Below are 24808 nucleotides of genomic sequence, written 5' to 3' on the forward strand. Positions count from 1 at the left end.
AGAAAGCATTACGGCTTGGCAACAAAGCCAATAGCTTCATACACAGCTTTCAGCGTAACAGAGGCACGCGCACTGGCTTTTTCCGCACCCTCTTTCATCACTTTCTGCAGGAAGGCTTCATCGTTACGGAAACGGTGATAGCGCTCCTGGAGTTCGGTCAGCATGCCGGAGACGGCTTCTGCGACTTCCCCCTTCAGATGACCATACATTTTGCCTTCAAAGTGCTGTTCCAGCTCAGAAATGCTCTGACCAGTAACGGCAGAGAGAATATCCAGCAGGTTGGATACGCCAGCTTTGTTCTGCAAATCGTAACGCACAACCGGCGGCTCATCAGAGTCGGTCATTGCACGTTTAATTTTCTTAACCACTGATTTTGGATCTTCCAGCAGGCCGATCACGTTATTGCGGTTGTCATCCGACTTGGACATTTTCTTCGTCGGTTCAAGCAGCGACATGACGCGCGCACCGGATTTCGGAATAAACGGCTCAGGCACTTTAAAGATATCGCCGTACAGGGCGTTAAAGCGTTGGGCGATATCGCGGCTCAGTTCCAGGTGCTGTTTCTGATCTTCACCAACCGGTACCTGGTTGGTCTGATACAACAGAATATCCGCCGCCATCAGCACCGGGTAATCAAACAGCCCGGCGTTGATGTTCTCTGCATAACGTGCCGATTTATCTTTGAACTGGGTCATACGGCTCAGTTCACCGAAATAGGTGTAGCAGTTCAGTGCCCAGCCTAACTGTGCATGTTCCGGCACGTGCGACTGTACGAAGATGGTGCTTTTTTCAGGATCGATGCCACACGCCAGGTACAGCGCCAGCGTATCCAGCGTGGCTTTACGCAGTTGCTGGGCATCCTGACGAACGGTGATAGCATGTTGGTCAACGATGCAATAGATGCAATGGTAGTCATCCTGCATGCTCACCCACTGACGCAGCGCACCCATATAGTTGCCAATGGTCAATTCACCTGAGGGCTGTGCGCCACTAAAAACGATGGGCTTAGTCATTTTTTGATTCCTGATTTTCGCTATGCGGAAGCCCGAGAGCGGGCAGTAGTTCATTAATACGGTCGTAAATAACGTTGGGCTGGCTCAGCGCGATCGACTCACCGTAGTTGTAGCCATAGGTCAGGCCAACGGACGGACAGCCAGCAGCTTTTGCCGCCTGAATATCATTACGTGAATCCCCTACGAAGAGCATTTGCTCAGGCTTGATACCAAGCTTGCTTGCCACCAACAGCAACGGGTCCGGATGCGGTTTTTTGTTCTGCACATCATCACCACCAATGACCACGCTAAAGTATTTGGCAATATCCAGCGCATCAAGTAACGGCGCGACAAACGGGGTCGGTTTATTGGTCACCAGACCCAGCGGCAATCCGTTGGCATGCAGTGCGCCCAACGTGTCGGCGACATCAGGGAACAGGAACGTCCCCTCTTCGGCGACATCGCCGTAATATCTATCGAACAGCTTGCGCAGAATTCGCACCTGTTCCGCAGCGGGAATATCATCATCAACAGGCGGTTTGCCCATCGTTTTACGTAAGGTCGCACGCTCCTGACGAGACCAGGCAAGCGCACGCTCCATCAACACATCGGCACCATTACCAATCCAGGTAATGACACGCTCTTCACCCGCCACCGGTAGCTCCAGCGCATACAGCGCCATATCGACCGCAGCGGCTAATCCCGGCGCGCTGTCAACCAGCGTGCCGTCGAGGTCAAATGCTACGCCCCGAATGTCCTGAAATTTATCCATGACTTACCTTCGCCAGTTCATTGCGCATTTCATCAATGACTTTTTTGTAGTCTGGTTGGTCGAAAATAGCAGAGCCGGCGACAAACATATCCGCACCGGCAGCCGCAATTTCACCAATGTTGTTCACCTTGACGCCGCCATCCACTTCCAGACGAATGTCATAGCCAGACTCATCAATACGACGACGTACTTCGCGCAGCTTATCCAGCGTTTGCGGGATAAAGGACTGTCCACCAAAACCTGGGTTAACAGACATCAGCAGGATCACATCCAGCTTATCCATGACATAGTCCAGATAGCTCAGCGGAGTGGCCGGGTTGAACACCAGCCCCGCTTTACAGCCATGCTCTTTGATCAGCTGCAAAGTGCGATCGACGTGTTCGGAGGCTTCCGGATGAAAAGTAATGATGCTGGCACCGGCTGCTGCGAAGTCAGGGACAATTCGATCGACTGGCTTCACCATCAGATGAACATCAATCGGAGCGGTGATCCCATATTTACGCAGCGATTTCAGTACCATCGGGCCGATGGTCAGGTTCGGCACGTAGTGGTTGTCCATGACGTCGAAGTGAACGACATCAGCACCCGCCGTCAGTGCTTTCGCGGTGTCCTCACCCAGGCGGGCAAAATCAGCCGACAGAATTGAGGGGGCAATCAAATACTGTTTCATCCGCTTCTCCTTGAGAATTATTTTTTCGCAGGCGTTGCGACTCCTGGTTTGTATAGCGCCAGCAGTTCGTTCACCTTTTTACGTGTGCCGCCGTTGCTGCTTATACTGCGCCGCACTTTGACCTGAAAATGTTTCGCCGCTCGATACCATTCACGGGTATCCGGCGTGTCATGATTCGAAATTAACACCGGGATCTGCTTACTGACCAGCTTTTCTGCCATCTCGGCCAGGTGCGCCTGCTCTTTCGGGCTAAAGCTGTTGGTATGATACGCGGTGAAATTTGCCGTCGCCGAGAGCGGTGCATATGGCGGGTCACAGTAGACCACAGAGTTGGTATCCGCGCGATCCATGCACTCTTCATAGGAGAGGCAATGGAACTCTGCATTTTGCGCTTTTTCAGCAAAATGGTACAACTCGGCTTCCGGGAAGTAGGGTTTTTTATAACGACCAAAGGGGACGTTAAACTCACCGCGCAGGTTATAACGGCATAACCCGTTATAGCCAAAACGGTTGAGATATAAGAACAGCACTGCACGTCGGAACGGGTCCTGGCAGGCATTAAATTCTTCCCGGAACTGGTAGTACACCTCAGCCTGATTCGTTTCAGGCATAAACAGCTCACGTGAAGCCTGCACATACTCATCGGTACGCGTCTTCACGATGTTATAGAGACTGATAAGGTCGCTGTTGATATCGGCAAGAATATAACGAGAAAAGTCGGTGTTGAGAAACACCGACCCGGCACCCACGAAGGGTTCAATCAGGCACTCACCCTGAGGTAAATGCCGTTTGATATCATCAAGCAGGGGGTATTTCCCCCCTGCCCATTTCAAAAAAGCGCGATTTTTTTTCATGCTGACTAACTAATTACACCTTCTCCGGCTGTGGAGAAAGCTCCGACAGCATCCTGCGCTTTAGTCTTTGTCCCGCAATTGGGCGAAACAGCAAACCATTGCAGAACATATCCTATCTTACTTCAAATCGGCCTGAACCTGGTGCAGCGGTTTTGCCCACGGGTTTTTCGCCTGAATGTCGGCGGGTAACGTAGACACTGCACGTTTCGCATCTTCTTTAGACGCATACACGCCCGTCACCAGAACATACCACGGTTGACCGTTACGCGTCGTCTGGTACACCACGTAGTTCTTCAGGTTCTCTTTCTTCGCCCAACCATTCAGGTTATCGTAGTTAGAGGAACTGCTGAGCTGCAGCGTGTAGTGACTGGATGGCGCTGATTTTAACGCGCCAACGTTCCCTGCACTTTTCGCCCCACCCGCAACCGGTGTTGCTGTCGTTGGTGCAGGTGTTGCTGTCTGCTGAGCTGGCGCGGCGCTTGCCGTTGCTTTTGGCTCAGTTGACGCTTTAGGTGTCGCGGTTACCACTGGCGCTTTCGTTGTTGTCGTCGGCGCGGTCGCGGTCACAGTCGGTTTCGCCTGAGCGACAGGTTTTGGCTCTGCCGGCGTCGCTTTTACCGTGGTCTGCGGCTTGCTCTTCGGCTCAATAACAGCCTGTTTGCGTTCCTGATGCGCAGTTGCAGTACGTTCTGCTGGCTCAGTCTTCGCCGTCTGACGCCCTGCATTGCCATTGCGAACAGGTGCTACGGTAGCGGGTTCAGTTGGCAGCGTAGAGTTGACGACGACGTTGTTAACCTGTGCCTGACCTTGCGGCTGTGTCAGCGCATTGTTCAGATCGCCCTGAACTTCAACGCGCTGCTGACCTTCTGCTGTTGCAGGTGCCTGGCCTTGAGTTGGGGTAGAGGAAATCGGCGGCAGAGAAACATCCTGCTGCGTATTCCCAGCGGTCTGCTCAGCACCCGTCGCAGGCATTGTGGTGTTCGTCTGATCCGTCGCATTGCTGCCAGAAAGATCGATGCTCTTCTCACCAGACGCAGCCTGCTCACTGGAAGAGGAAGATGAGGGGGCCTTCAGTGCGGAACCGATACCGACAATCAGCAGTAGCAGCACCAGAACACCCACACCCATCATAATGTACTGACGGGAGGCTGGTTTACTGACCGCTTTTTTACGCTTGCGTGGGCGACGTTCTACACGTTCTTCATCCACAGCATCGTCATCAGATTCATAGTCTTCTTCAATGTCCTGCTCTTCATCACGCTCTTTACGTGCGCGCGCAGGACGGCGATCGTCGGCATCCAGATCAACATCATCAAAATTGATTTGCGGCTCATTATCGCGTTCAGACGATTGACGAGAACGACCAGTACGACGATCGCTGGGATCGGGTTTCAGCTCGTCTTCTGGTTTGAATTCATCCATTTAACACCCCACTCAAAGGTTAATGCTTACGACTTTGCATATAACCTGAAGCTAAAAGACTTACGCTTTACAACGCAAGCCTGACCTTTCTTGTTGTTACGCCTGCTGGCAATCAGCAATCGCGTTAAGAACCACCTCGTGCGACACTCCGCCGCGCACTTCACTCTTCCCTATTGCCTGCGGAAGCACTAAACGAATCTCTCCCGCCAACACTTTTTTATCTCGCAGCATGTGCGGCAAATAAGCCTGTGTAGACATTTCACGCGGCCCATTCACCGGTAAACCTGCGCGCTGCAACAGCGTAATAATGCGCTGCGTTTCAGCGGAGGTAAACTGGCCCAAACGTTCTGACGTGCGAGCAGCCATTACCATACCTGCTGCGACGGCTTCGCCATGTAACCAATTGCCATAACCCATTTCAGCTTCGATAGCATGGCCAAACGTGTGTCCCAGATTCAGTAAAGCACGTAAGCCCATTTCGCGCTCGTCCGCGGCGACAACTTCTGCTTTCAGCTCACAACAACGGCGAATACAGTACGCCATTGCCGGACCATCCAGGCGTAATAATGCGTCCAGATTTTCTTCCAGCCAGCTGAAAAATTCACCGTCAAGGATGATGCCGTATTTGATCACTTCCGCCAGGCCCGATGCCAATTCACGCGCAGGAAGCGTTTTCAGACAGTCGAGATCCACCACCACGGAAGCCGGTTGGTAAAACGCGCCAATCATGTTTTTACCGAGGGGATGGTTTACGGCGGTTTTACCGCCTACGGAGGAGTCAACCTGCGACAACAGCGTTGTCGGGACTTGAATAAAACGCACACCACGCTGATAGCTGGCTGCTGCAAAACCGGTAAGATCGCCAATCACGCCGCCGCCAAGTGCGACCAGCGTGGTATCGCGACCATGCGGTTTTTGCAGTAACGCAGTGAAGACCGTATCCAGAACCGTCAGGCTTTTATACTGCTCACCATCGGGAAGGATAACGCTATCAACGTTAACACCCGCCTGTTCAAGTACGCCGCGAACCTTATCGAGATAAAGGGGAGCCAGGGTTTCGTTGGTTACCAACATAACCTGATCGCCCGATTTCAGCGGTAAGAATGAAGCTGGCTCATTAAACAAACCAGCCGCGATGGTGATAGGGTAACTACGTTCCCCGAGAGTGACTGTAATCCTCTCCATTACGCGACATCCACCTTAGTTACTTGTACCCGCAGACGAGTGTGTATTCAGCCAGAATTAGTTGCTTTCCAACATATGAATAATCTGGTTTGCTACGACTTTCGCGCTCTGATCGTCGGTGCGAATGGTCACGTCGGCAATCTCTTCATACAGAGGGTTGCGTTCGTCAGCCAATGCTTCCAGAACTTCACGCGGCGGCGATTCTACCTGCAGCAGCGGGCGCTTCTTGTCACGTTGAGTACGTGCAAGTTGTTTTTCAATTGTCGTTTCAAGATAGACCACGACGCCACGCGCGGAAAGACGGTTACGTGTTTCACGTGATTTAACAGAGCCACCGCCAGTTGCCAGCACAATACCCTGTTTTTCCGTCAACTCGTTGATGACTTTTTCTTCGCGATCACGGAAGCCGTCTTCACCTTCTACATCGAAGACCCAGCCCACATCAGCTCCGGTTCGTTTCTCAATCTCTTGATCAGAATCGTAAAATTCCATATTGAGTTGTTGAGCTAACTGGCGCCCAATAGTGCTTTTTCCGGCACCCATAGGCCCAACCAGAAAGATATTGCGTTTCTCTGCCATTTTTTCGGTACTACTAAGACTATTCGTTAATGGTAAACCCGCTTCGCAGACACCCAGCGCAGCAGGACATGAACTGAAACCTCATAAGATATTGCGAGAGTCAGACTGAAAATTATCTCAATACTCAAGCGGGTTTGGCAACTGAATAAATCACCAAACCTTACGCATTTCTGGTCGTGGCAGGCATGCTACCCTGCAAACATCTGGCCTGACGACGTGTCGTGCAGCCAAATGACGCCAAATAAGCCTATGACACACCACCGGAAAGGCGAAGCGTTATTCACTGCTGCATAAGTAAAGAAAAGTCCCGACACTCAAATCGGTACTCCTTGTATGCTAAATACACCCGCACGTCAAATCCCTGAAACGTGTTCAGCGCAAAAACAACGGGTTTTCATGCATAAGTTATTCTGTTGGGACCAGTCTGGGCGTGATAAAAACCACTAACTCACGCCGCTCATCTTCTTTACCATCATGACGAAAAAAATGGCCGAGCAACGGAATGTCGCCGAGTAACGGCACACTGTCAGCTGCTGATTTATTTTTATGTGAAAAAATCCCGCCCAACGCGATCGTTTCACCGCTCTTAACCTCCACCAGGGTTTCAATTTCCTGCTTATCAATGGCCAGCACTTCGCCATCCGCTTGCTGCAGCACCTGTCCGGGAACATTCTGGCTAATATGCAGTTTCAGTCTGATCCGCCCTTTCTGCAGCACGGTTGGCGTTACTTCCATCCCCAGCACCGCTTCTTTAAATTCGACGGACGTTGCGCCGCTTTCACCGCTGGAAACCTGATACGGGATTTCACTGCCCTGCTTAATACTGGCAGGTTGCAGATGAGAAGCCAGTAATCGAGGACTGGCAATAATATCGAGCTGCTGTTTTTGCTCCAGTGCAGACAACTCAAGCTCCAGCAAACGACCATTAATGCGGCCAATATTAAATCCCACCCGCGATGTTGCAGTAGACACGGAAAGATCGCTGGTCAGCGTGGTGACATTCCCCACCGCCCCTGGCAGTTGTGCATCTGCCAGCGACCACTTCACCCCCAGCTCACGCAAACTTTTTTCATTAATCGTGACGATGTGCGCCGCCAGTTCGACCTGCTCAACGGGCAAGTCCATTTGCGCCACCCACTGTTCCAGTATGTTTAGCGCAACAGGGTTGTCTCGCAGCAGTAGGCGGTTGGTACGTTTATCGACCGTTATACTTCCTTTAGCACTCAGCAGTTTTTCACCGGCTTTTGCCAGCTCAGTGGCATCCGCGTATTGCAAAATTATGCTGCGATGTTCCAGCGGCAAACCGGCCTGAATCCGCGCTTGTTCACTCTCCTGGCGGGCTGCATTTTCGTTTTGCCAGCGTACAGTATGCACATGCAGGATGTTTCCCTCCTGGCGTAACACCAGTCCGGCGCTTTTGACCACCGTCTGCAATGCCTGTTTCCACGGCACATCCGTCAGATGCAATGACAGCACGCCACTGACATCCGGTGACACCACCAGATTTTTCTTCTCCTGCACCGCCAGCGCCTGCAGCACCTGGACAACGGGAACATCATCCACCACCAGCGTCATGTTTTGTGCCTTCCCGGCCAGCACGCTGGGTATTACGGTCATCAGCACGATGACTATCCACCGCTTCATTCGCCTCTCCTTGTCGTTGCCACTGCCACTGTGATGGCTCACAATCGCTCCCTGTGTCGATAGTTACGCTTTGGGCTGTCACCTGAGATACCCTCCAGATGTTATTCAAAACATCTCGCTGCTCGACCCTCCGCCATTTGTGTTGACCATCCCGAATAAAACCAATTGAGCGTCCTCCCTGGATCACCGCCCCCTGATAACGCCATGCCGACAACTCAGCCATCCGGCAGTGATCCTCTGGCGGCTGAAAGGGATTGCGCATGCCGGTCAGCAGCAGCACGCTAAAACATGCGAACAGCCAGCGCTTAGTCATCATTCCGACGCTCCAGCTGTATCGTCAACAACACATCAGCATCTTCTGCACGAAGAGAAAACTGACTCGTACTCATCCCCTGTTCCGCCAGTTGGGCAAACACCTGTGGGACCGCATCCCACGCAGTTTTCAGCGCCAGTTCACCTCCCCGTACGGAGGGCTGCCAGTGGATCAGACGTGTAAGAGAGGTTTGATATAGCAATGGGGAAAAAGGAACTGGCCTCGCTTCAGTGGGGGAAAAGGGTTTCCCAACCGATGACGCCAACAGATACAAATTGCGCCATTGATCTTGAATCGCCACGCGTTGGCGGACTAATGCTGCCTGCTGCGCCTTCCGTTGCTGCTCTGCAGGATAAAGGCACAGCAGCGCAGCCGTGATCAGGACCAACATCCAGCCGCCCCAGCACAACAGTCGAAACCTCGGCGTCTGTGCTAACCAGCCATCACAAAGCGCCTGCATGCATAACGCTCCGTATCAGACGATAGTGAAACTGCCAGCGTCCCTGCGAATCTTGTCGCGTTTCCCCTGAGCTTGCCAATTGAAACCTGGGGTGTTTGCGTAGTTGCGTCTCCAGTCTCTGCAGCGCGGTAATGTTCAGCGTCAGCCCTGTCAGCGCCAGCGTATCCTGCTGCCAGGTCATTCCTGTTAACCACGCCTGTTCTGGCAGCAACTCCGCCACCCCTTGTAAAACAGACTGCCAGCTTCGCATCTGTTCACGCCGTTTTTCTCTTTGTTGCGCCTGCTGCCATTGTTGTTGTCGCTGTTGCAGGTGCGGTTTGAGCGCTATCAGAGCTTCAGCCCGCGTTTTTTCGGCTTCTGACAACAGTAATTCGACCCGATTATCTACGCGAGAAAGCGCGTAATAACCCAATGCGATACCCACAATAGCCAGTAAAGATCCACTCAATAACGCTCCCCACCATTGCAGACAGGCATACCGCCGCGACTGACGCCAGGGCAAAAGATTGATGGTCGCCGTCATCAGTACACACCTCCCATCGCCAGCCCAAGCGCAACAGCAAAGTTGTGGCTTTCCGTAGGAATCGGTGGCTGGCGGACGGACACCGCATTTAAGGGATCAAAGCCACCGGTGTCACATAGCGCAATATCCGCAGGGTAAAGAGATAATGCCGCGGCAAGCGCGCCGATATCGTCAATTTCCCCCGTCGATTTACGTCCCCATGCCGTGCGGCTCGCCCAGAGCCATTGGGTATCATCGCGCCATGCCAGACATGATTGATACTTGGGTAAATAAGGCATTAATCGCTGCAAGGCGCTGGCATCCGGCGTAATGGCCGTAACCTGTACTTTCAGGGGATGCATCAGTGTCAGGAGTGCCGATATTTCTTTGCTTTGTGCCGCAGTCACGTTGAATGCCGGGCTTAGTGCGTCTTCGCTATAATCAAACTGCAGCGCATCCGGCTCCATATCCAGTTCACGAGCCATCGCCCCAGACAACCATGCCGTTTGCTCTGGTTCGCGCAGGATCATTGCCGGACGGGGTAACTTTTTTTGTAACGTCCTGTTGGCAGGAAAAGAAAGGTGAATATGGTGCCTGTACGGTAGCTCACGGCTCCACGGCAGGAGCACCGCAGCGAGCTGTTCCGGCTCACGAATGTGGCCATCGACGACAACCTGATGTGCCAGCGGCATACGCCACCAGCGTTGTAGGACCCAACCGGACGCGTCACGAACGATAGCGACAGCCAACACGTCATGTTGCTGAATATGCAGACCAATTTTCCATATACGAAAAGCCATTGCTGATGATCTCCTTATCACCCGTTGCTTCAACGGGTATATCAATGCGTCTGGCTTGCCTTTATACTACCGCGCGTTTGTTTATAAACTGCCCAAATGCCACTAAATGGGAAATCTCCAGTGAAGTTCGTAAAGTATTTATTAATCCTTGCAGTATGTTGCATCCTGCTGGGAGCAGGCTCGATCTATGGCCTCTATCGCTATATCGAGCCACAATTACCTGACGTTGCGACGCTAAAAGATGTACGTCTGCAGATCCCTATGCAGGTTTACAGTGCTGACGGCGAACTCATCGCGCAATATGGCGAGAAACGTCGAATTCCGGTCACGCTGGATCAAATGCCGCCGGTAATGGTTAAAGCCTTTATCGCTACAGAAGACAGCCGCTTCTATGAGCACCACGGGGTGGACCCGGTGGGGATCTTCCGTGCGGCCAGCGTCGCGTTGTTCTCCGGCCATGCCTCACAAGGGGCAAGTACCATTACCCAGCAGTTGGCAAGAAACTTCTTCCTGAGTCCGGAACGTACGCTGATGCGTAAGATTAAAGAAGTGTTCCTGGCTATCCGTATTGAGCAACTGCTGAGTAAAGACGAGATCCTCGAGCTTTACCTGAACAAGATCTATCTGGGGTATCGCGCCTACGGCGTGGGTGCTGCCGCGCAGGTCTATTTCGGCAAGACCGTTGATCAACTCAGTTTAAGCGAAATCGCGGTGATCGCCGGTCTGCCAAAAGCGCCGTCAACCTTCAACCCGCTCTATTCGATGGACCGGGCAACCGCGCGCCGTAACGTTGTACTGTCGCGTATGTTGAGCGAAAACTACATCACTCAGGCCCAATACGATCAGGCGCGTAGTGAAGCGATCGATGCCAACTATCACGCGCCGGAAATCGCTTTCTCAGCCCCTTATCTGTCTGAAATGGTGCGTCAGGAGATGTATAACCGTTATGGTGAAAAAGCCTATGAAGACGGGTATCGCATCACCACTACCATTACGCGCAAAGTCCAGCAGGCCGCCCAGCAGGCGGTACGTAACAATGTCATGGATTACGACATGCGCCACGGCTACCGCGGCCCATCAAATGTCCTGTGGAAAGTCGGTGAAGCCAGTTGGGATAGCAAGAAAATCACCGATACGCTGAAAGCGCTACCGACCTATGGCCCACTGCTGCCCGCGGTTGTCACCAGCGCCAACCCACAGGAAGCGACCGCTGCGTTGGCGGATGGAACCTCGGTCTCATTACGTATGGAAGGTATGCGCTGGGCGCGTCCTTATCGTTCCGATACACAGCAAGGCCCGACGCCACGTAAAGTAACCGATGTGGTTCAGGCCGGTCAGCAAATCTGGGTACGCCAGGTTGGCGACGCCTGGTGGCTGGCACAAGTGCCGGATGTTAACTCCGCACTGGTTTCGATTAACCCGCAAAACGGCGCAGTGCTGGCACTGGTGGGTGGTTTTGATTTCAACCAGAGCAAATTTAACCGTGCGACCCAGGCATTACGCCAGGTGGGTTCGAACATCAAACCCTTCCTCTATACCGCCGCGATGGATAAAGGCCTGACGCTGGCAAGTATGCTGAATGACGTACCAATTTCCCGTTGGGATGCCGGTGCAGGTTCTGACTGGCAGCCGAAAAACTCACCGCCGCAATATGCTGGCCCTATCCGCTTACGTCAGGGGCTGGGTCAGTCGAAAAACGTGGTGATGGTTCGTGCTATGCGCGCAATGGGTGTGGATTACGCGGCAGAGTATCTGCAACGTTTCGGTTTCCCGGCACAGAACATTGTGCATACTGAATCACTGGCGCTGGGTTCAGCCTCGTTCACTCCGCTGCAGGTTGCTCGCGGTTACGCGGTAATGGCGAACGGTGGATTCCTGGTCGACCCGTATTTCATCAGTAAGATTGAAAGCGATATGGGTGGCGTTATCTTTGAGGCGAAGCCAAAAATTGCCTGCCCGGAATGTGATATTCCGGTGATTTATGGCGATACGCAGAAGTCTAATGTACTGGAAAACAGTAACGTCGAAGATGTTGCGGTATCCCAGGAACAACAAAATGCCGCCGTGCCCATGCCACAGCTGGAACAAGCTAACCAGGCGCTGGTCGCACAAAGCGGAACGCAAGAATACGCACCACACGTCATCAACACGCCGCTGGCCTTCCTGATCAAGAGCGCGTTGAACACCAATATCTTTGGTGAACCAGGCTGGATGGGAACCGGCTGGCGTGCAGGACGTGATTTACAGCGCCATGACATCGGCGGGAAAACCGGGACCACCAACAGCTCGAAAGATGCATGGTTCTCCGGCTATGGCCCAGGAGTAGTGACCTCGGTATGGATCGGGTTTGATGATCATCGTCGCGATCTCGGACATACGACGGCATCCGGCGCGATCAAAGACCAAATCTCCGGCTACGAAGGTGGTGCGAAGAGTGCACAACCTGCGTGGGATGCCTACATGAAGAGTGTATTAGAAGGTGTACCTGAGCAGCCGCTGACGCCGCCACCGGGTATCGTTACCGTCAATATCGATCGTAGCACCGGCCAACTGGCGAACGGTGGTAACAGCCGTGCGGAGTATTTCATTGAAGGTACTCAGCCAACGCAACAGGCGGTACATGAGGTGGGGACAACCATTATCGATAATGGTGAGACGCACGAGTTGTTCTAATCTTTTGCCGGATGACGCTTCGCTTATCCGGCCTACATTTTCGGCGCAATCATTTGATATTGCTGGATGTTGTAGGTCGGATAAGGCGTCAGCCGACATTCGGCAACATAAACTACAATCGCCCTTGCCCTTTCAGCCATTCACGAACCAGGAACAGCGCGCTGACATTACGCGCTTCGTGGAAGTCAGGGTCTTCTAACAGATCCATCAAATGCGCCAGCGGCCAGCGCACCTGTGGCAATGGCTCAGGCTCATCACCTTCCAGTGACTCAGGATAAAGATCCTCTGCGACCACAATATTCATCTTGCTGGAGAAATAGGAAGGTGCCATGCTGAGTTTTTTCAAAAACGTCAGGTCCTTCGCACCGTATCCCACTTCTTCTTTCAGTTCCCGGTTAGCCGCTTCAAACACGCTTTCACCCGGATCGATTAACCCTTTGGAAAAACCAAGCTCGTAGGATTCAGTTCCGACCGCATATTCGCGAATGAGGATCAGGTGGTCATCCACAATCGGCACAATCATTACCGCTTCGCGCGTGGATGGGCGCATACGCTCATAAACACGACGTACGCCGTTGCTGAACTCAAGGTCCACGCTTTCGACTTTAAAGAGTCGGGATTGTGCGACGGTTTCCACTTTCAAAATCGTGGGTTTTTGTAATGATTTGCTCATCATGAGGATCTTTGCTGTGAAATCTGGGGTTATTGTGCGATATACAGCACGGTTTCGGCAATGTGAATTGCCGTTTATTTACATTTATGTAACGTACTAAAAGTTAATCCCTATTTCAAACTAAAAGTCAATAGGTTGAAATAACTCCAGGAATTTGCTGATATTCCGTTTTTGGTGATTTTGCTATTATTCGCATTTATTGGGCTGTACTTAAAGATGCTCAAGTTCAACTCCACACTTGCCGATAGCCAACCACAGAATCACGAATATTGAACAGGGTGCGACTGACCACGCCTGACAGACTAAGTAAGATGGGGAAAGCATGAGCACCATTCTGATTTTTTTAGCTGCTTTGCTAGCCTGCTCATTGCTTGCAGGGTGGCGATTCAGATCAAAACTCAGACAACAAAAGTTACCGTTGAGCAACGTCTTCTCTGACGCCTCTAAGCGTAAACTAACACCCGAAGAACGTGGTGCGGTCGAAAACTATCTCGAAAACCTCAGTCAAATTCAGCAGGTGCCTGGCCCAACAGGTGCCAGTTCGGCACCGGTATCGTTAACCCTGAATGCCCAAAGTAATAGCGTCATCGTACTGACGCATTCCATTACGCGCTATGGCATCACCACCGACGATCCGAACAAATGGCGCTACTATCTCGACTCCGTCGAAGTACATTTGCCTCCCTTCTGGGAACAATACATCAATGATGAAAACAGCGTTGAGCTGATCCACACCAATACGCTGCCGCTGGTTATCTCGTTGAACGGTCACACGCTGAAAGAGTATATGCAGGAAGCGCGTGGCTATGCGCTACAGCATACCGCGTCTACTCAGGCGTCCATACGCGGTGAAGAAAGCGAGCAGATTGAACTGCTGAATATTCGCCAGGAAACGCATGAAGAGTATGCGCTCAGCCGCCCGTCGGGATTGCGCGAAGCGTTACTGATTGCCGCATCATTCCTGCTGTTCTTTTTCTGTTTAATCATGCCAGACACGTTCGTACCGTGGACCGCCGGTGGCGCAGTGTTGCTGCTGGCTGCGGGTCTGTGGGGCCTGTTTGCACCACCGTCTAAAACGGCCTTACGAGAAATCCACTGTCTGCGTGGCACTCCACGTCGCTGGGGGCTGTTTGGTGAAAACGATCAGGAGCAAATTAATAATATCTCCCTGGGTATTATTGACCTGATTTATCCACCACACTGGCAGCCTTACATTGCACAGGACCTTGGCCAGCAAACGGATATTGATATCTATCTGGATCGCCATGTTGTCCGCCAGGGGCGTTTTTTATCGTTGCATGACGAGGTGAAAAACTTCCCGTTGCAGCACTGGCTACGCAGCGCCGTCATTGCCAGCGGTTCGTTGCTGGTATTGCTAATGCTGCTGTTTTGGGTCCCGTTGGATATGCCGATTAAACTTACGCTTTCCTGGATGAAAGGGGCGCAAACTATTGAGGCCACCAGCGTTAAGCAACTGGAAAAGGCAGGCGTACGCGTGGGCGATACGCTGCATCTGAGTGGCACGGGGATGTGTAACATCCATACTCAGGGGAGCTGGAACGCACAACCTGCGACACCTTTTATGCCATTTGATTGTTCGCAGATTATCTGGAATGACGCGCGCGCCCTACCGCTGCCCGAATCCGACCTGGTCAATAAGGCGACGGCGCTGACCCAAAGCGTTAATCGCCAACTGCACCCCAAACCCGACGATGACTCTCGCGTCAGCTCATCGTTACGCTCAGCCATTCAGAAGTCCGGCATGGTGTTGCTGGATGATTTTGGCGATATTGTCCTGAAAACCGCCGATCTGTGTGCCGCCGAAGATGAATGCGTACGCCTGAAAAATGCCCTGGTTAACCTGGGTAACAGTAAGGACTGGAACGCTCTCGTTAAGCGAGCAAACGCCGGGAAACTGGATGGTGTAAATGTGCTGTTGCGCCCGGTAAGCGCCGAATCACTGGATAACCTGGTGAATACCTCTACGGCACCGTTCATTTCACGCGAGACCGCCCGGGCGGCTCAGGCACTGAATAGCCCTGCCCCCGGTGGTTTCCTGATTATCAGTGACGAAGGCAGCGACCTGGTTGATCAGCCCTGGCCGGCGACCTCGTTGTACGACTATCCGCCACAAGAACAATGGAACGCCTTCCAGCGTCTTGCCCAGATGCTTATGCAAACGCCATTTCGCGCTGAAGGGATTGTCACCAACATCTCGACCGACGCCAACGGTACCCAGCACATTGGCCTGCACCGAATCCCGGATCGTTCAGGTTTATGGCGCTATCTTGGCACCACGTTGCTGATGCTCTCCATGCTGGGATGCGCTATCTACAACAGCGTTCAGGCATTCAGACGTTACCAGCGTCATCGTTCCCGCATCACGGAGATTCAGGAATATTACGAGAGTTGCCTGAATCCAACGCTGATTGAGGCCCCAGAAAGCCTGATTCGATAACACGCCCGCGCGACGGAATATGCTACCCTGTCGCGCATCTTGTTTTCCTCTGGGGAGTTTCCATGCACATAGATATTGCCTGGCAGGACGTCGACACCGTTCTGCTGGATATGGACGGTACGCTGCTCGATCTGGCTTTCGATAACTATTTCTGGCAAAAACTGGTGCCGGAAACCTACGGCACGCAACAGGGTATCTCTCCCCAGGAAGCCCAGGAATTTATTCGTCAGCAGTATCATGCCGTACAGCATACGCTAAACTGGTACTGTCTGGATTACTGGAGCGAACGCCTGGGTCTGGATATATGCGCTATGACAACCGCACAGGGACCACGCGCCGTACTGCGTGAAGATACGGTACCGTTCCTTGATGCTCTGAAAGCCAGCGGCAAACGTCGTATTTTGCTCACCAATGCGCATCCGCATAACCTGGCGGTGAAGCTTCAGCATACCGGTCTGGCCTCACACCTTGATTTATTACTTTCCACCCACACATTTGGTTATCCCAAAGAGGATCAGCGGTTATGGCACGCTGTCGCTGAAGAAACGGGAATGAGTGCAGAGAAGACGTTGTTTATTGACGACAGCGAACCCATTCTCGACGCCGCTGCTCAATTCGGCATTCGTTACTGCCTCGGCGTAACCAATCCCGACTCCGGTACAGCGGAAAAACAGTATGCACGCCATCCGTCACTCAATGACTACCGCCGACTGATCCCCTCACTGATGTGAAGGAGATGCCATGAAAGAGAAGCCCCTTGTCGAAGTCAGGCTGGATAAATGGCTGTGGGCAGCACGCTTTTATAAAACGCGCGCAGTCGCCCGCGAAATGGTTGAAGGCGGTAAGGTGCATTACAACGGGCAGCGCAGCAAGCCGAGTAAGATTGTCGAGCTAAATGCGACCCTCACCCTGCGCCAGGGAAATGACGAACGGACGGTCATTATTAAAGCCATTAGCGAGCAGCGTCGCCCGGCAACTGAAGCCGTTATGCTGTATGAAGAAACCGCGGAAAGCGTGGAAAAACGCGAAAAAATGGCGCTGGCGCGTAAACTTAACGCGTTAACCATGCCGCATCCGGACAGGCGACCGGACAAAAAAGAGCGCCGCGACCTGTTACGATTTAAACACGGCGACAGCGAGTGACTGTCACCTGCAAGAGAGATGATTATGCCGCAACATGACCAATTACATCGTTATCTGTTTGAAAACTTTGCCGTGCGCGGCGAGCTGGTAACCGTTTCACAAACCCTGCAACAGATCCTCGAAAATCATACTTACCCACAGCCGGTCAAAACCGTGCTGGCGGAGCTGCTGGTTGCCACCAGTCTACTGACCGCGACGCTGAAGTTTGCCGGTGATATCACCGTTCAACTGCAAGGCGACGGTCCGTTGAGCCTGGCGGTAATTAACGGCAACAACAACCAGCAAATGCGCGGAGTGGCTCGTATACAGGGTGATATCCCTGAAGATGCCGATCTGAAAACACTGGTTGGCAACGGCTACCTGGTGATCACCATTACACCGGAAGAAGGCGAACGCTATCAGGGCGTGGTCGGTCTGGAAGGTGACACGCTGGCGGCCTGCCTGGAAGATTACTTCATGCGTTCAGAACAGCTGCCGACGCGTCTGTTTATCCGTACTGGCGACGTCGACGGTAAACCTGCTGCTGGCGGTATGCTGTTGCAGGTCATGCCAGCGCAAAACGCACAGGCAGATGATTTCGATCACCTTGCTGCACTGACAGAAACCATCAAAGCCGAAGAGTTGCTGACGCTGCCAGCCAACGAAGTTCTGTGGCGTTTGTACCACGAAGAAGAAGTCACCCTATACGATCCGCAGGATGTTGAGTTCAAATGTACCTGTTCACGCGAACGCTGCGCAGGCGCTCTGAAAACGCTGCCGGATGAAGAAGTTGACAGCATTCTGGCAGAAGAAGGTGAGATCGATATGCACTGCGATTATTGCGGTAGCCACTATCTGTTTAACGCCATGGATATTGCAGAGATCCGCAGCAACGCCTCCCCTGCCGATCCACAGGTGCATTAATCCCCGTTTTGCCCGGTGGCGCGCAGCTTTAAGGCCTACGGTAAAACTGTTGTAGGCCGGATACGGCGCTCGCGCCGCCATCCGGCAACAGATTCACTCATTGTAATAAGTCATTGGCAGTCTTTTGCCATTAATGGTGATATCCCGCCAGACTCTGGGGGCCGAATCCAGTTGATGATTCGCCAGCGCCTGCAGCAGTTGCTCTTTATTGAATCCCTCCGGTAGTCGGGCTGTCGCAATCAACACCCATTTGTTCTCCTTAACGCCAAAGACCAGACTCTCCCCATCACCAAAAGCATACAATACTTGCTCGGGCTGCCCATCCGCGTTGAGATCCTGATCCACCAACACACATGCATCCTGCTCGATACAGGAAGCGATCCGGTAGCGTTGTCCCTGTAAAAACGTCCAAAACGCGTCATCGGGTTTCTTGCTTCCCGGTGCAATCATCACCTTCGGCGCTAACTGCGTTGCCGTCAGCTCATTTACCGGATCGCGATGCCCTCGCAGAATGGCATTTAAATCACGCCTGCGTTTGCTGTCTTTGTTGAACGCATCATCTTTTTGTAATGCTTCCAGTGCGGCGCGACCGGGTTTTCCGCTGTGATCCAACATATACAGACTGACCTGGTCAGCCGTAATTTTCCCGCTGTAGTAGCGCCCCATATGGCTATTGACGCTAATACGCCAGACATCAATGACCGGCGACGTCAGCAGAATCAATAGGCCCAATGTCAGGAGCGAAACGCCAAGAATGACCTTTCCCTGAATATCGAGCGGATTGCCTCCAGCGCGCAAAATACTGACCAGATAACCGAGGGACCACACCAGTAATACAAAGACCACTAATGCGCCATACAAACGCTCAGGCGTCCAGCCATACTGATGAATTCTCAGCCACATTGCCCAACCGGCAATCAGCATATAGAGAGGAGCAACAACCAGTGAAGCGTTAATCAAATATCGTAATGCACCAGGATAAGGTAACGCCTCTTTGTGCGGCTCGCGTACGATGGCCATCAGCAACAGGAAGATCAGCGTCAACGTAGACATTAGACCCGCCGCTGACACGCGCTGTGAGATAGCATCCAGTCCGGTGAAAGGCAGGGTCAGCATAAACATCAGCGCTAACAGTGCAACCAGTGGGAGTAAACCTGTGGCGAGGAACGTCAGCAACTTTTGAACCGCAGCAACCAGGCGCGACTGCGTACGCGCCAGTACCACTGCCAGTGCAGTGATCAGGCCAAGCGCCAGATAGACAAACCAGTCAGTCTCAAAGAAAAGCGTGTTGAAGAAAGTGATTCCGACCAGTTGAAACATTTCACTCCACAGCAGGAGCACCAGCCAGAACAGGCCGTTGGCCACAAAAGCGATCAGCAACGTCAGCGAGTTAAGCCACAGGTAGGTATAAAACTGTGGATAGCGAGCCTGTTCACGACGGGCGTGAAGTTGATATTGAATCCACGGCAAAGCCAGCATCGCCATCAACAATAAGCGCCAACCGTAGGCAAAAAAAATGTCATCCTGTCGCCATCTGTCACTGTCCGCCGCACTCCACTTCAGCCACACACTCATCGCCAGCACAACCACGCAGATCAGCGCCATCCAGCACCATAGCGCACGTTGCTTAAATGAGACGACAGCCAGCAAAAGCGCGGAGGAGAGTGCAATCGTTACGGGCATTCCGTAGAACAGCCAGTCACTGTTCTGCGGCGCAAGATACGCCATCAGCAGGTAGCACACACACCCTTGTAGCAGTCCGATAAAGACCATGCCCCAGCGGGTCGTTGGTGAAAGCTCAACACTGTCCATGTCGTTTTCCAGAAAGAAGATAAAATCTAATTATCGCATCAACTTCACAAATATGAGTATTCGTCAGCCCATTTCGGACCTCAGCTGCGCGAGGTGAATCGATATTGTTTATGTTTGAGTTACGTTTATTTCTTACATGAATGCGATTACACTCACAAGATTCCCGCCAAAAACACTCTCCATTAACGTTTTAAGAACATTTTCCACAACAAAAAAGGGTTTCCTGCCATAATATCCGCCTCTTTGTGACAGGAGTCGCAGCGTATTCGGTTATTCGTGGAATTACCGGATGCGTAAATCTATGAGCCTTGTCGCGGTTAGCAATCCCTAAAAAACCTTACTATTCCAGGTAATACATATTGGCTAAGGAGCAGTGAAATGCGTGTGAACAACAGTTTAACCCCGCAAGATCTCAAGGCTTATGGTATCAATGACGTTCAGGATATCGTTTACAATCCAGACTACGACACGCTTTATCAGGAAGAACTTGATCCAAACCTGGAAGGTTATGAGCGTGGCGTGTTGACGAATCTGGGCGCCGTTGCAGTTGATACCGGTATCTTTACCGGGCGTTCGCCAAAGGATAAGTACATTGTCCGTGACGACACCACACGAGACACTCTCTGGTGGTCCGACAAAGGTAAAGGTAAGAACGACAACAAACCGCTTTCCCAGGAAACCTGGCAGCATTTGAAAGGGTTAGTCACCCATCAACTCTCCGGCAAACGTCTGTTTATCATTGATGCTTTCTGCGGTGCTAATGCGGATACCCGCCTTTCCGTGCGCTTCATTACTGAAGTCGCCTGGCAGGCACATTTTGTCAAAAACATGTTCATCCGCCCGAGCGACGAAGAACTGGTTGATTTCAAACCTGATTTCATCGTGATGAACGGTGCAAAATGCACTAACCCACAGTGGAAAGAACAAGGTCTGAACTCCGAAAACTTCGTGGCGTTCAACCTGACTGAACGCATTCAGTTAATTGGCGGCACCTGGTACGGCGGCGAGATGAAGAAAGGTATGTTCTCCGTCATGAACTACCTGCTGCCGCTGAAAGGCATTGCATCGATGCACTGCTCAGCAAACGTCGGTGAAAAAGGTGATGTTGCAGTCTTCTTTGGTCTGTCCGGTACCGGTAAAACCACGCTGTCCACTGACCCGAAACGCCGCCTGATTGGCGATGATGAGCATGGCTGGGATGACGACGGCGTATTTAACTTCGAAGGCGGTTGCTACGCGAAGACCATCAAACTGTCTAAAGATGCTGAACCGGAAATCTACAACGCAATCCGCCGTGATGCCCTGCTGGAAAACGTCACCGTGCGCGAAGATGGCTCCATCGATTTCGATGATGGTTCCAAAACCGAGAACACCCGCGTTTCCTACCCGATTTATCACATCGACAATATCGTTAAGCCGGTGTCAAAAGCGGGTCATGCAACCAAAGTCATCTTCCTGACCGCCGACGCATTTGGCGTACTGCCACCGGTTTCTCGCCTGACGGCCGATCAAACGCAGTATCACTTCCTGTCTGGCTTTACCGCCAAACTGGCTGGTACCGAGCGTGGCGTTACTGAGCCAACACCAACCTTCTCTGCCTGCTTCGGCGCAGCATTCCTGTCACTGCACCCAACGCAGTACGCAGAAGTGCTGGTAAAACGCATGCAGGCGGCTGGCGCACAGGCTTATCTGGTTAACACCGGCTGGAACGGCACCGGCAAACGTATCTCAATCAAAGATACCCGTGCCATTATCGATGCCATCCTGAACGGGTCTCTGGATGACGCAGAAACGTTCCGTCTGCCGATGTTTGACCTGGCAATCCCAACCGAACTGCCGGGTGTGGATACACGTATTCTCGATCCGCGTAATACCTACGCATCCCCGGAGCAGTGGCAGGAAAAAGCCAATGCTCTGGCGAAACTGTTTATTGAGAACTTCGAGAAGTACACCGACACGCCTGCGGGCGCCGCGTTAGTCAGCGCCGGTCCGAAGCTGTAACCAAAAGTGCCGGATGGCGGCTTCGTCTTATCCGGCCTACAGCAACTGATAAGCGCAGCAACATCAGGCGGTTAGCGAAATAAAAAGGGAGGCATTTAGCCTCCCTTTTCTACGCGTCTTTCGTTGTCCCCTGCGCACGCGTGAAGGGCACCGGAAGCCAGGCGCGTATCGACAGCCCGCCCCGTTCACTGGTACCAATTTCCAGCATACCGTTATGGTTATCGATAATACGCTGCACAATCGCCAGTCCCAGGCCCGTGCCGCTGGTGCTACGCGCGCTATCGCCGCGTACAAACGGCTGGAACAGGTGTTGACGCTGTTCCGGTTTGATACCCGGCCCGTCATCTTCGACCTGGAACCAGGCGCGATGCGCTTCCATACCGCTACTGACCTTAATCCAGCCATTACCGTAGCGGGCAGCGTTAACCACCATATTAGCAACCGCGCGTTTGATAGACAGTGGGTGCATCTTCACCTGAATGACGCCAGGAAGTAATGCAGTATCAATTTCACGCTCGTAACCACTTTCTGCCGCGATCACTTCACCTAATACCGAGTTCAGATCGGCCATTTCCATCGGCATCTCCTGACCCGTTCGCAGATAATCGATGAACTGTTCGATAATGGCATTACACTCTTCGATGTCCTTGTTGATGGATTCCGCGAGGTATCCGTCTTCTTCGCCCATCATTTCCGTCGCCAGACGGATACGCGTAAGCGGGGTGCGTAAATCATGGCTCACGCCCGCCATTAACAGCGTACGGTCATCGGCCAGCTGTTTTACACCGGCGGCCATATGGTTGAAGGCTCGGGTCACAGAGCGCACCTCAGAGGCGCCATACTCGCGCAGCGGCGGCGGAATAATGCCTTTCCCTACCTGCAGCGCTGCATGTTCAAGATCCACCAACGGCCGGTTCTGAATACGGATAAATAGCCACGCGCCACCAATAGCCAGCAGCATGATCGCCAGCGTATAGCGGAACAGCGGTGAGAAGTCACCCTGATGGATTTCAGTGAGCGGCACGCGTACCCAGATGTTGGGCGACAGCCAGGTTTTCAGCCAGACGACAGGCGAGCTCTTGTTGACCTCAACACGTACTTCCGTTGGACCACCCAACTGCTGCGCCATCTGATGGCTTAAGAATTCATAGTGTTGCGCCCAACGCAGACCCGCTTCTTCAGCGGCTTCGTTGGAATAGAGGGAAATACCGAGCTCACGGTAAATTTCCCGACGGAATGCAGGTGGCACTACCAGTTGCGTACCGTCCTCCAGTTGCAGTTTATCAGTCATCAGCATACGGACTTCGTAGGCCAGGACCTTATTAAACTGCTGGAGGCTCGGCAGAATCGCGAAGTTCAGCACCACAAGGTAGGTCGTCACCAGGCTTGCAAACAGCAAGGTGACGATAAGCAATAACGTGCGAGCAAACGAACTTCGTGGCGAGAAGCGCATTCGCCTCATGCTTTAGAACCGTCCGGAACAAAAACGTAGCCCAGACCCCATACGGTCTGAATATAACGAGGATGAGCCGGGTCTTCTTCCACCATACGACGCAGACGAGAAATCTGCACGTCGATGGAACGTTCCATCGCGGAGTACTCACGACCACGCGCCAGGTTCATCAGTTTATCGCGGGACAGCGGTTCACGTGGGTGGCTTACCAACGCTTTCAGCACCGCAAATTCACCGCTGGTGAGCGGCATCGGCTCATCTTCGCGGAACATTTCACGCGTCCCCAGGTTCAGCTTAAACTTACCGAAAGCGATAACGGCTTCTTCCTGAGAAGGCGCGCCCGGCAGTTCGTTCGCCTGACGACGCAACACCGCGCGAATACGCGCCAGCAGTTCACGTGGGTTAAAGGGTTTCGGGATGTAATCGTCAGCACCGATTTCCAGCCCAACGATACGGTCAACCTCTTCGCCCTTCGCCGTCACCATAATGATCGGCATTGGGTTGCTTTGACTGCGCAGGCGGCGGCAAATTGACAGGCCATCTTCCCCTGGCAGCATTAAATCCAGAACCATCAAGTGGAAGGACTCACGGGTCAGCAGACGGTCCATCTGCTCAGCGTTTGCGACGCTTCGAACCTGGAAGCCCTGCTCGGTCAGATAACGTTCCAGAAGCGCACGCAAGCGCATGTCGTCATCGACCACCAGAATCTTATAGTTCTCTTGCATTGTTATTACTCCCAAAGGTTCGCAACAATTAAGTGTATATTCTTAAGAAAGCTCGCGTGAGTCACCAGCAAATTCTGGTATGAATTCCAGGCTAAATTGTTACAAAGCATATTAAACAGCAGCTTAAGTATACAATGTTTCTCGCAATACATTATTTATTCTGTTGATATGCTCATGTAATACTAATTGTGCGCATCATCACAGAGTCGAAGGTAAAACAATAAGATGAAAACGCCCCTGATAACCCGTGAAGGGTATGAAAAACTCAAACAAGAGCTCAATTATCTCTGGCGTGAAGAGCGCCCGGAAGTCACCAAGAAGGTTACCTGGGCCGCAAGTCTGGGCGACCGCAGCGAAAATGCTGACTACCAGTATAATAAAAAGCGCCTGCGCGAGATCGACCGTCGCGTCCGTTATTTGACCAAGTGCATGGAGAATCTGAAAATTGTCGATTACTCCCCACAGCAAGAGGGTAAAGTCTTCTTTGGCGCGTGGGTCGAGATTGAAAACGACAATGGCGATATCCGCAAATTCCGCATTGTTGGCTACGATGAAATTTTTGGCCGTAAGGATTACATCTCTATCGATTCCCCCATGGCGCGTGCGCTGCTGAAAAAAGAGGTCGGCGATCTCGCGGTGGTGAACACCCCTGCCGGGGAAGCCAGCTGGTACGTCAATGAGATCGAATACGTGAAGTGAGACCGGAACAATCCGAAGCCCCTGTAGATGACTGGCATTTTTGCCAGTCAGTCCGTATAACTATCCCCTGATTTT

General features: G+C 52.4%; 23 protein-coding genes. 7 read left to right on the forward strand and 16 right to left on the reverse strand.

Translation table 11 applies throughout. From position 1 onward, the window contains the following. Positions 1-8 precede the first annotated feature (8 nt). The 12 genes from trpS to QMN38_RS14255 form a co-directional block, all read right to left on the reverse strand. A complete protein-coding gene (trpS, locus tag QMN38_RS14200; RefSeq protein ID WP_271448652.1) occupies positions 9-1013 on the reverse strand; it encodes a tryptophan--tRNA ligase in 1005 nt (334 codons plus the stop codon). Further along, the gene (gene gph / locus QMN38_RS14205; RefSeq protein WP_323605240.1) at positions 1006-1764 is read right to left on the reverse strand and encodes a phosphoglycolate phosphatase; all 759 of its coding nucleotides are present in this window, start codon (positions 1762-1764) and stop codon (positions 1006-1008) included. The genes trpS and gph overlap by 8 nt, the downstream gene beginning before the upstream one ends. Beyond that, positions 1757-2434 carry a ribulose-phosphate 3-epimerase gene (gene rpe, locus QMN38_RS14210; RefSeq protein ID WP_040231743.1) on the reverse strand — a complete coding sequence of 226 codons (678 nt, stop codon included), beginning with the start codon at positions 2432-2434 and terminating at the stop codon, positions 1757-1759. Before rpe ends, gph begins: the two co-directional genes overlap by 8 nt. Positions 2435-2451: 17 nt before the next feature. Further along, the gene (gene dam / locus QMN38_RS14215) at positions 2452-3288 is read right to left on the reverse strand and encodes an adenine-specific DNA-methyltransferase (RefSeq protein WP_137361508.1); all 837 of its coding nucleotides are present in this window, start codon (positions 3286-3288) and stop codon (positions 2452-2454) included. A gap of 117 nt (positions 3289-3405) precedes the next feature. Continuing rightward, positions 3406-4710 carry a cell division protein DamX gene (gene damX, locus QMN38_RS14220; protein WP_323605241.1) on the reverse strand — a complete coding sequence of 435 codons (1305 nt, stop codon included), beginning with the start codon at positions 4708-4710 and terminating at the stop codon, positions 3406-3408. Positions 4711-4806: 96 nt separating this feature from the next. Beyond that, entirely contained in the window at positions 4807-5895 is a 1089-nt protein-coding gene (gene aroB / locus QMN38_RS14225) for a 3-dehydroquinate synthase (protein ID WP_005121642.1), read from the reverse strand. 57 nt (positions 5896-5952) lie between these two features. Continuing rightward, on the reverse strand, positions 5953-6474 hold the full coding sequence (gene aroK, locus QMN38_RS14230; RefSeq protein ID WP_003023552.1) for a shikimate kinase AroK: 522 nt from the start codon (positions 6472-6474) through the stop codon (positions 5953-5955). Between the two features lie 405 nt (positions 6475-6879). Continuing rightward, positions 6880-8118 (reverse strand): DNA uptake porin HofQ, encoded by a 1239-nt coding sequence (gene hofQ / locus QMN38_RS14235; protein ID WP_323605242.1) that lies wholly within the window; start codon positions 8116-8118, stop codon positions 6880-6882. Further along, a complete protein-coding gene (locus QMN38_RS14240; RefSeq protein WP_323605243.1) occupies positions 8030-8434 on the reverse strand; it encodes a HofP DNA utilization family protein in 405 nt (134 codons plus the stop codon). Before QMN38_RS14240 ends, hofQ begins: the two co-directional genes overlap by 89 nt. Beyond that, positions 8424-8891, reverse strand: coding sequence for a HofO family protein (locus QMN38_RS14245; RefSeq protein ID WP_271448659.1), 468 nt, complete (start codon positions 8889-8891; stop codon positions 8424-8426). The genes QMN38_RS14240 and QMN38_RS14245 overlap by 11 nt, the downstream gene beginning before the upstream one ends. Beyond that, a complete protein-coding gene (locus QMN38_RS14250; RefSeq protein ID WP_271456017.1) occupies positions 8875-9414 on the reverse strand; it encodes a PilN domain-containing protein in 540 nt (179 codons plus the stop codon). Before QMN38_RS14250 ends, QMN38_RS14245 begins: the two co-directional genes overlap by 17 nt. Then, positions 9414-10193, reverse strand: a complete 780-nt coding sequence (locus QMN38_RS14255) for a type IV pilus biogenesis protein PilM (protein WP_323605244.1) — start codon at positions 10191-10193, stop codon at positions 9414-9416. The genes QMN38_RS14250 and QMN38_RS14255 overlap by 1 nt, the downstream gene beginning before the upstream one ends. Before the next feature lie 120 nt (positions 10194-10313). Between QMN38_RS14255 and mrcA the strand changes: the two genes are divergently transcribed. Continuing rightward, a complete protein-coding gene (gene mrcA, locus QMN38_RS14260) occupies positions 10314-12866 on the forward strand; it encodes a peptidoglycan glycosyltransferase/peptidoglycan DD-transpeptidase MrcA (RefSeq protein ID WP_271441396.1) in 2553 nt (850 codons plus the stop codon). 112 nt (positions 12867-12978) lie between these two features. Here the strand turns inward: mrcA and nudE are convergent, their stop codons facing one another. Further along, positions 12979-13539 carry an ADP compounds hydrolase NudE gene (gene nudE, locus QMN38_RS14265; RefSeq protein ID WP_115602375.1) on the reverse strand — a complete coding sequence of 187 codons (561 nt, stop codon included), beginning with the start codon at positions 13537-13539 and terminating at the stop codon, positions 12979-12981. A gap of 322 nt (positions 13540-13861) precedes the next feature. On the opposite strand from nudE, the gene igaA reads away from it, so the two are divergent. The 4 genes from igaA (at position 13862) to hslO (ending at position 18043) form a co-directional block, all read left to right on the forward strand. Beyond that, a complete protein-coding gene (gene igaA, locus QMN38_RS14270) occupies positions 13862-15997 on the forward strand; it encodes an intracellular growth attenuator protein IgaA (protein ID WP_323605245.1) in 2136 nt (711 codons plus the stop codon). A 62-nt stretch (positions 15998-16059) separates the two neighbouring features. Next, complete coding sequence (gene yrfG, locus QMN38_RS14275) at positions 16060-16728, forward strand: GMP/IMP nucleotidase (protein WP_271441394.1); 669 nt, start codon at positions 16060-16062, stop codon at positions 16726-16728. Between the two features lie 10 nt (positions 16729-16738). Next, positions 16739-17140 carry a ribosome-associated heat shock protein Hsp15 gene (gene hslR, locus QMN38_RS14280; RefSeq protein ID WP_271441393.1) on the forward strand — a complete coding sequence of 134 codons (402 nt, stop codon included), beginning with the start codon at positions 16739-16741 and terminating at the stop codon, positions 17138-17140. A gap of 24 nt (positions 17141-17164) precedes the next feature. Continuing rightward, complete coding sequence (hslO, locus tag QMN38_RS14285; protein WP_005121631.1) at positions 17165-18043, forward strand: Hsp33 family molecular chaperone HslO; 879 nt, start codon at positions 17165-17167, stop codon at positions 18041-18043. A 93-nt stretch (positions 18044-18136) separates the two neighbouring features. On the opposite strand, the gene QMN38_RS14290 is transcribed toward hslO, so the two are convergent. Next, positions 18137-19855, reverse strand: coding sequence for a DUF4153 domain-containing protein (locus QMN38_RS14290; protein WP_323605246.1), 1719 nt, complete (start codon positions 19853-19855; stop codon positions 18137-18139). Between the two features lie 378 nt (positions 19856-20233). Here QMN38_RS14290 and pckA point away from each other — a divergent pair, with 378 nt between their 5' ends. Further along, a complete protein-coding gene (gene pckA, locus QMN38_RS14295; RefSeq protein ID WP_271441391.1) occupies positions 20234-21856 on the forward strand; it encodes a phosphoenolpyruvate carboxykinase (ATP) in 1623 nt (540 codons plus the stop codon). Positions 21857-21965: 109 nt separating this feature from the next. Here the strand turns inward: pckA and envZ are convergent, their stop codons facing one another. Both envZ and ompR read right to left on the reverse strand, forming a co-directional pair. Then, positions 21966-23318, reverse strand: a complete 1353-nt coding sequence (gene envZ, locus QMN38_RS14300) for a two-component system sensor histidine kinase EnvZ (protein WP_137383523.1) — start codon at positions 23316-23318, stop codon at positions 21966-21968. Then, positions 23315-24034, reverse strand: coding sequence for an osmolarity response regulator transcription factor OmpR (ompR, locus tag QMN38_RS14305; protein ID WP_001157751.1), 720 nt, complete (start codon positions 24032-24034; stop codon positions 23315-23317). The genes envZ and ompR overlap by 4 nt, the downstream gene beginning before the upstream one ends. Before the next feature lie 225 nt (positions 24035-24259). Between ompR and greB the strand changes: the two genes are divergently transcribed. Next, a complete protein-coding gene (greB, locus tag QMN38_RS14310) occupies positions 24260-24733 on the forward strand; it encodes a transcription elongation factor GreB (protein WP_137383524.1) in 474 nt (157 codons plus the stop codon). The last annotated feature ends 75 nt before the right edge of the window (positions 24734-24808 follow it).

It is taken from the genome of Citrobacter sp. R-1.5.2 (assembly GCF_035064245.1).
In the GTDB taxonomy this organism is placed as follows: Bacteria; Pseudomonadota; Gammaproteobacteria; order Enterobacterales; family Enterobacteriaceae; genus Citrobacter.

What these genes read in the sequence shown, in the direction of transcription:
- gph (WP_323605240.1), bottom strand. Translation starts at nt 1,764, where the DNA reads ATGGATAAATTTCAGGACATTCGGGGCGTAGCATTTGACCTCGACGGC.
- ompR (WP_001157751.1), bottom strand. Translation starts at nt 24,034, where the DNA reads ATGCAAGAGAACTATAAGATTCTGGTGGTCGATGACGACATGCGCTTG.
- hslO (WP_005121631.1), top strand. Translation starts at nt 17,165, where the DNA reads ATGCCGCAACATGACCAATTACATCGTTATCTGTTTGAAAACTTTGCC.
- rpe (WP_040231743.1), bottom strand. Translation starts at nt 2,434, where the DNA reads ATGAAACAGTATTTGATTGCCCCCTCAATTCTGTCGGCTGATTTTGCC.
- damX (WP_323605241.1), bottom strand. Translation starts at nt 4,710, where the DNA reads ATGGATGAATTCAAACCAGAAGACGAGCTGAAACCCGATCCCAGCGAT.
- QMN38_RS14240 (WP_323605243.1), bottom strand. Translation starts at nt 8,434, where the DNA reads ATGATGACTAAGCGCTGGCTGTTCGCATGTTTTAGCGTGCTGCTGCTG.
- aroB (WP_005121642.1), bottom strand. Translation starts at nt 5,895, where the DNA reads ATGGAGAGGATTACAGTCACTCTCGGGGAACGTAGTTACCCTATCACC.
- QMN38_RS14250 (WP_271456017.1), bottom strand. Translation starts at nt 9,414, where the DNA reads ATGACGGCGACCATCAATCTTTTGCCCTGGCGTCAGTCGCGGCGGTAT.
- trpS (WP_271448652.1), bottom strand. Translation starts at nt 1,013, where the DNA reads ATGACTAAGCCCATCGTTTTTAGTGGCGCACAGCCCTCAGGTGAATTG.
- aroK (WP_003023552.1), bottom strand. Translation starts at nt 6,474, where the DNA reads ATGGCAGAGAAACGCAATATCTTTCTGGTTGGGCCTATGGGTGCCGGA.
- QMN38_RS14290 (WP_323605246.1), bottom strand. Translation starts at nt 19,855, where the DNA reads ATGGACAGTGTTGAGCTTTCACCAACGACCCGCTGGGGCATGGTCTTT.
- envZ (WP_137383523.1), bottom strand. Translation starts at nt 23,318, where the DNA reads ATGAGGCGAATGCGCTTCTCGCCACGAAGTTCGTTTGCTCGCACGTTA.
- hofQ (WP_323605242.1), bottom strand. Translation starts at nt 8,118, where the DNA reads ATGAAGCGGTGGATAGTCATCGTGCTGATGACCGTAATACCCAGCGTG.
- greB (WP_137383524.1), top strand. Translation starts at nt 24,260, where the DNA reads ATGAAAACGCCCCTGATAACCCGTGAAGGGTATGAAAAACTCAAACAA.
- igaA (WP_323605245.1), top strand. Translation starts at nt 13,862, where the DNA reads ATGAGCACCATTCTGATTTTTTTAGCTGCTTTGCTAGCCTGCTCATTG.
- QMN38_RS14245 (WP_271448659.1), bottom strand. Translation starts at nt 8,891, where the DNA reads ATGCAGGCGCTTTGTGATGGCTGGTTAGCACAGACGCCGAGGTTTCGA.
- pckA (WP_271441391.1), top strand. Translation starts at nt 20,234, where the DNA reads ATGCGTGTGAACAACAGTTTAACCCCGCAAGATCTCAAGGCTTATGGT.
- dam (WP_137361508.1), bottom strand. Translation starts at nt 3,288, where the DNA reads ATGAAAAAAAATCGCGCTTTTTTGAAATGGGCAGGGGGGAAATACCCC.
- yrfG (WP_271441394.1), top strand. Translation starts at nt 16,060, where the DNA reads ATGCACATAGATATTGCCTGGCAGGACGTCGACACCGTTCTGCTGGAT.
- nudE (WP_115602375.1), bottom strand. Translation starts at nt 13,539, where the DNA reads ATGAGCAAATCATTACAAAAACCCACGATTTTGAAAGTGGAAACCGTC.
- hslR (WP_271441393.1), top strand. Translation starts at nt 16,739, where the DNA reads ATGAAAGAGAAGCCCCTTGTCGAAGTCAGGCTGGATAAATGGCTGTGG.
- QMN38_RS14255 (WP_323605244.1), bottom strand. Translation starts at nt 10,193, where the DNA reads ATGGCTTTTCGTATATGGAAAATTGGTCTGCATATTCAGCAACATGAC.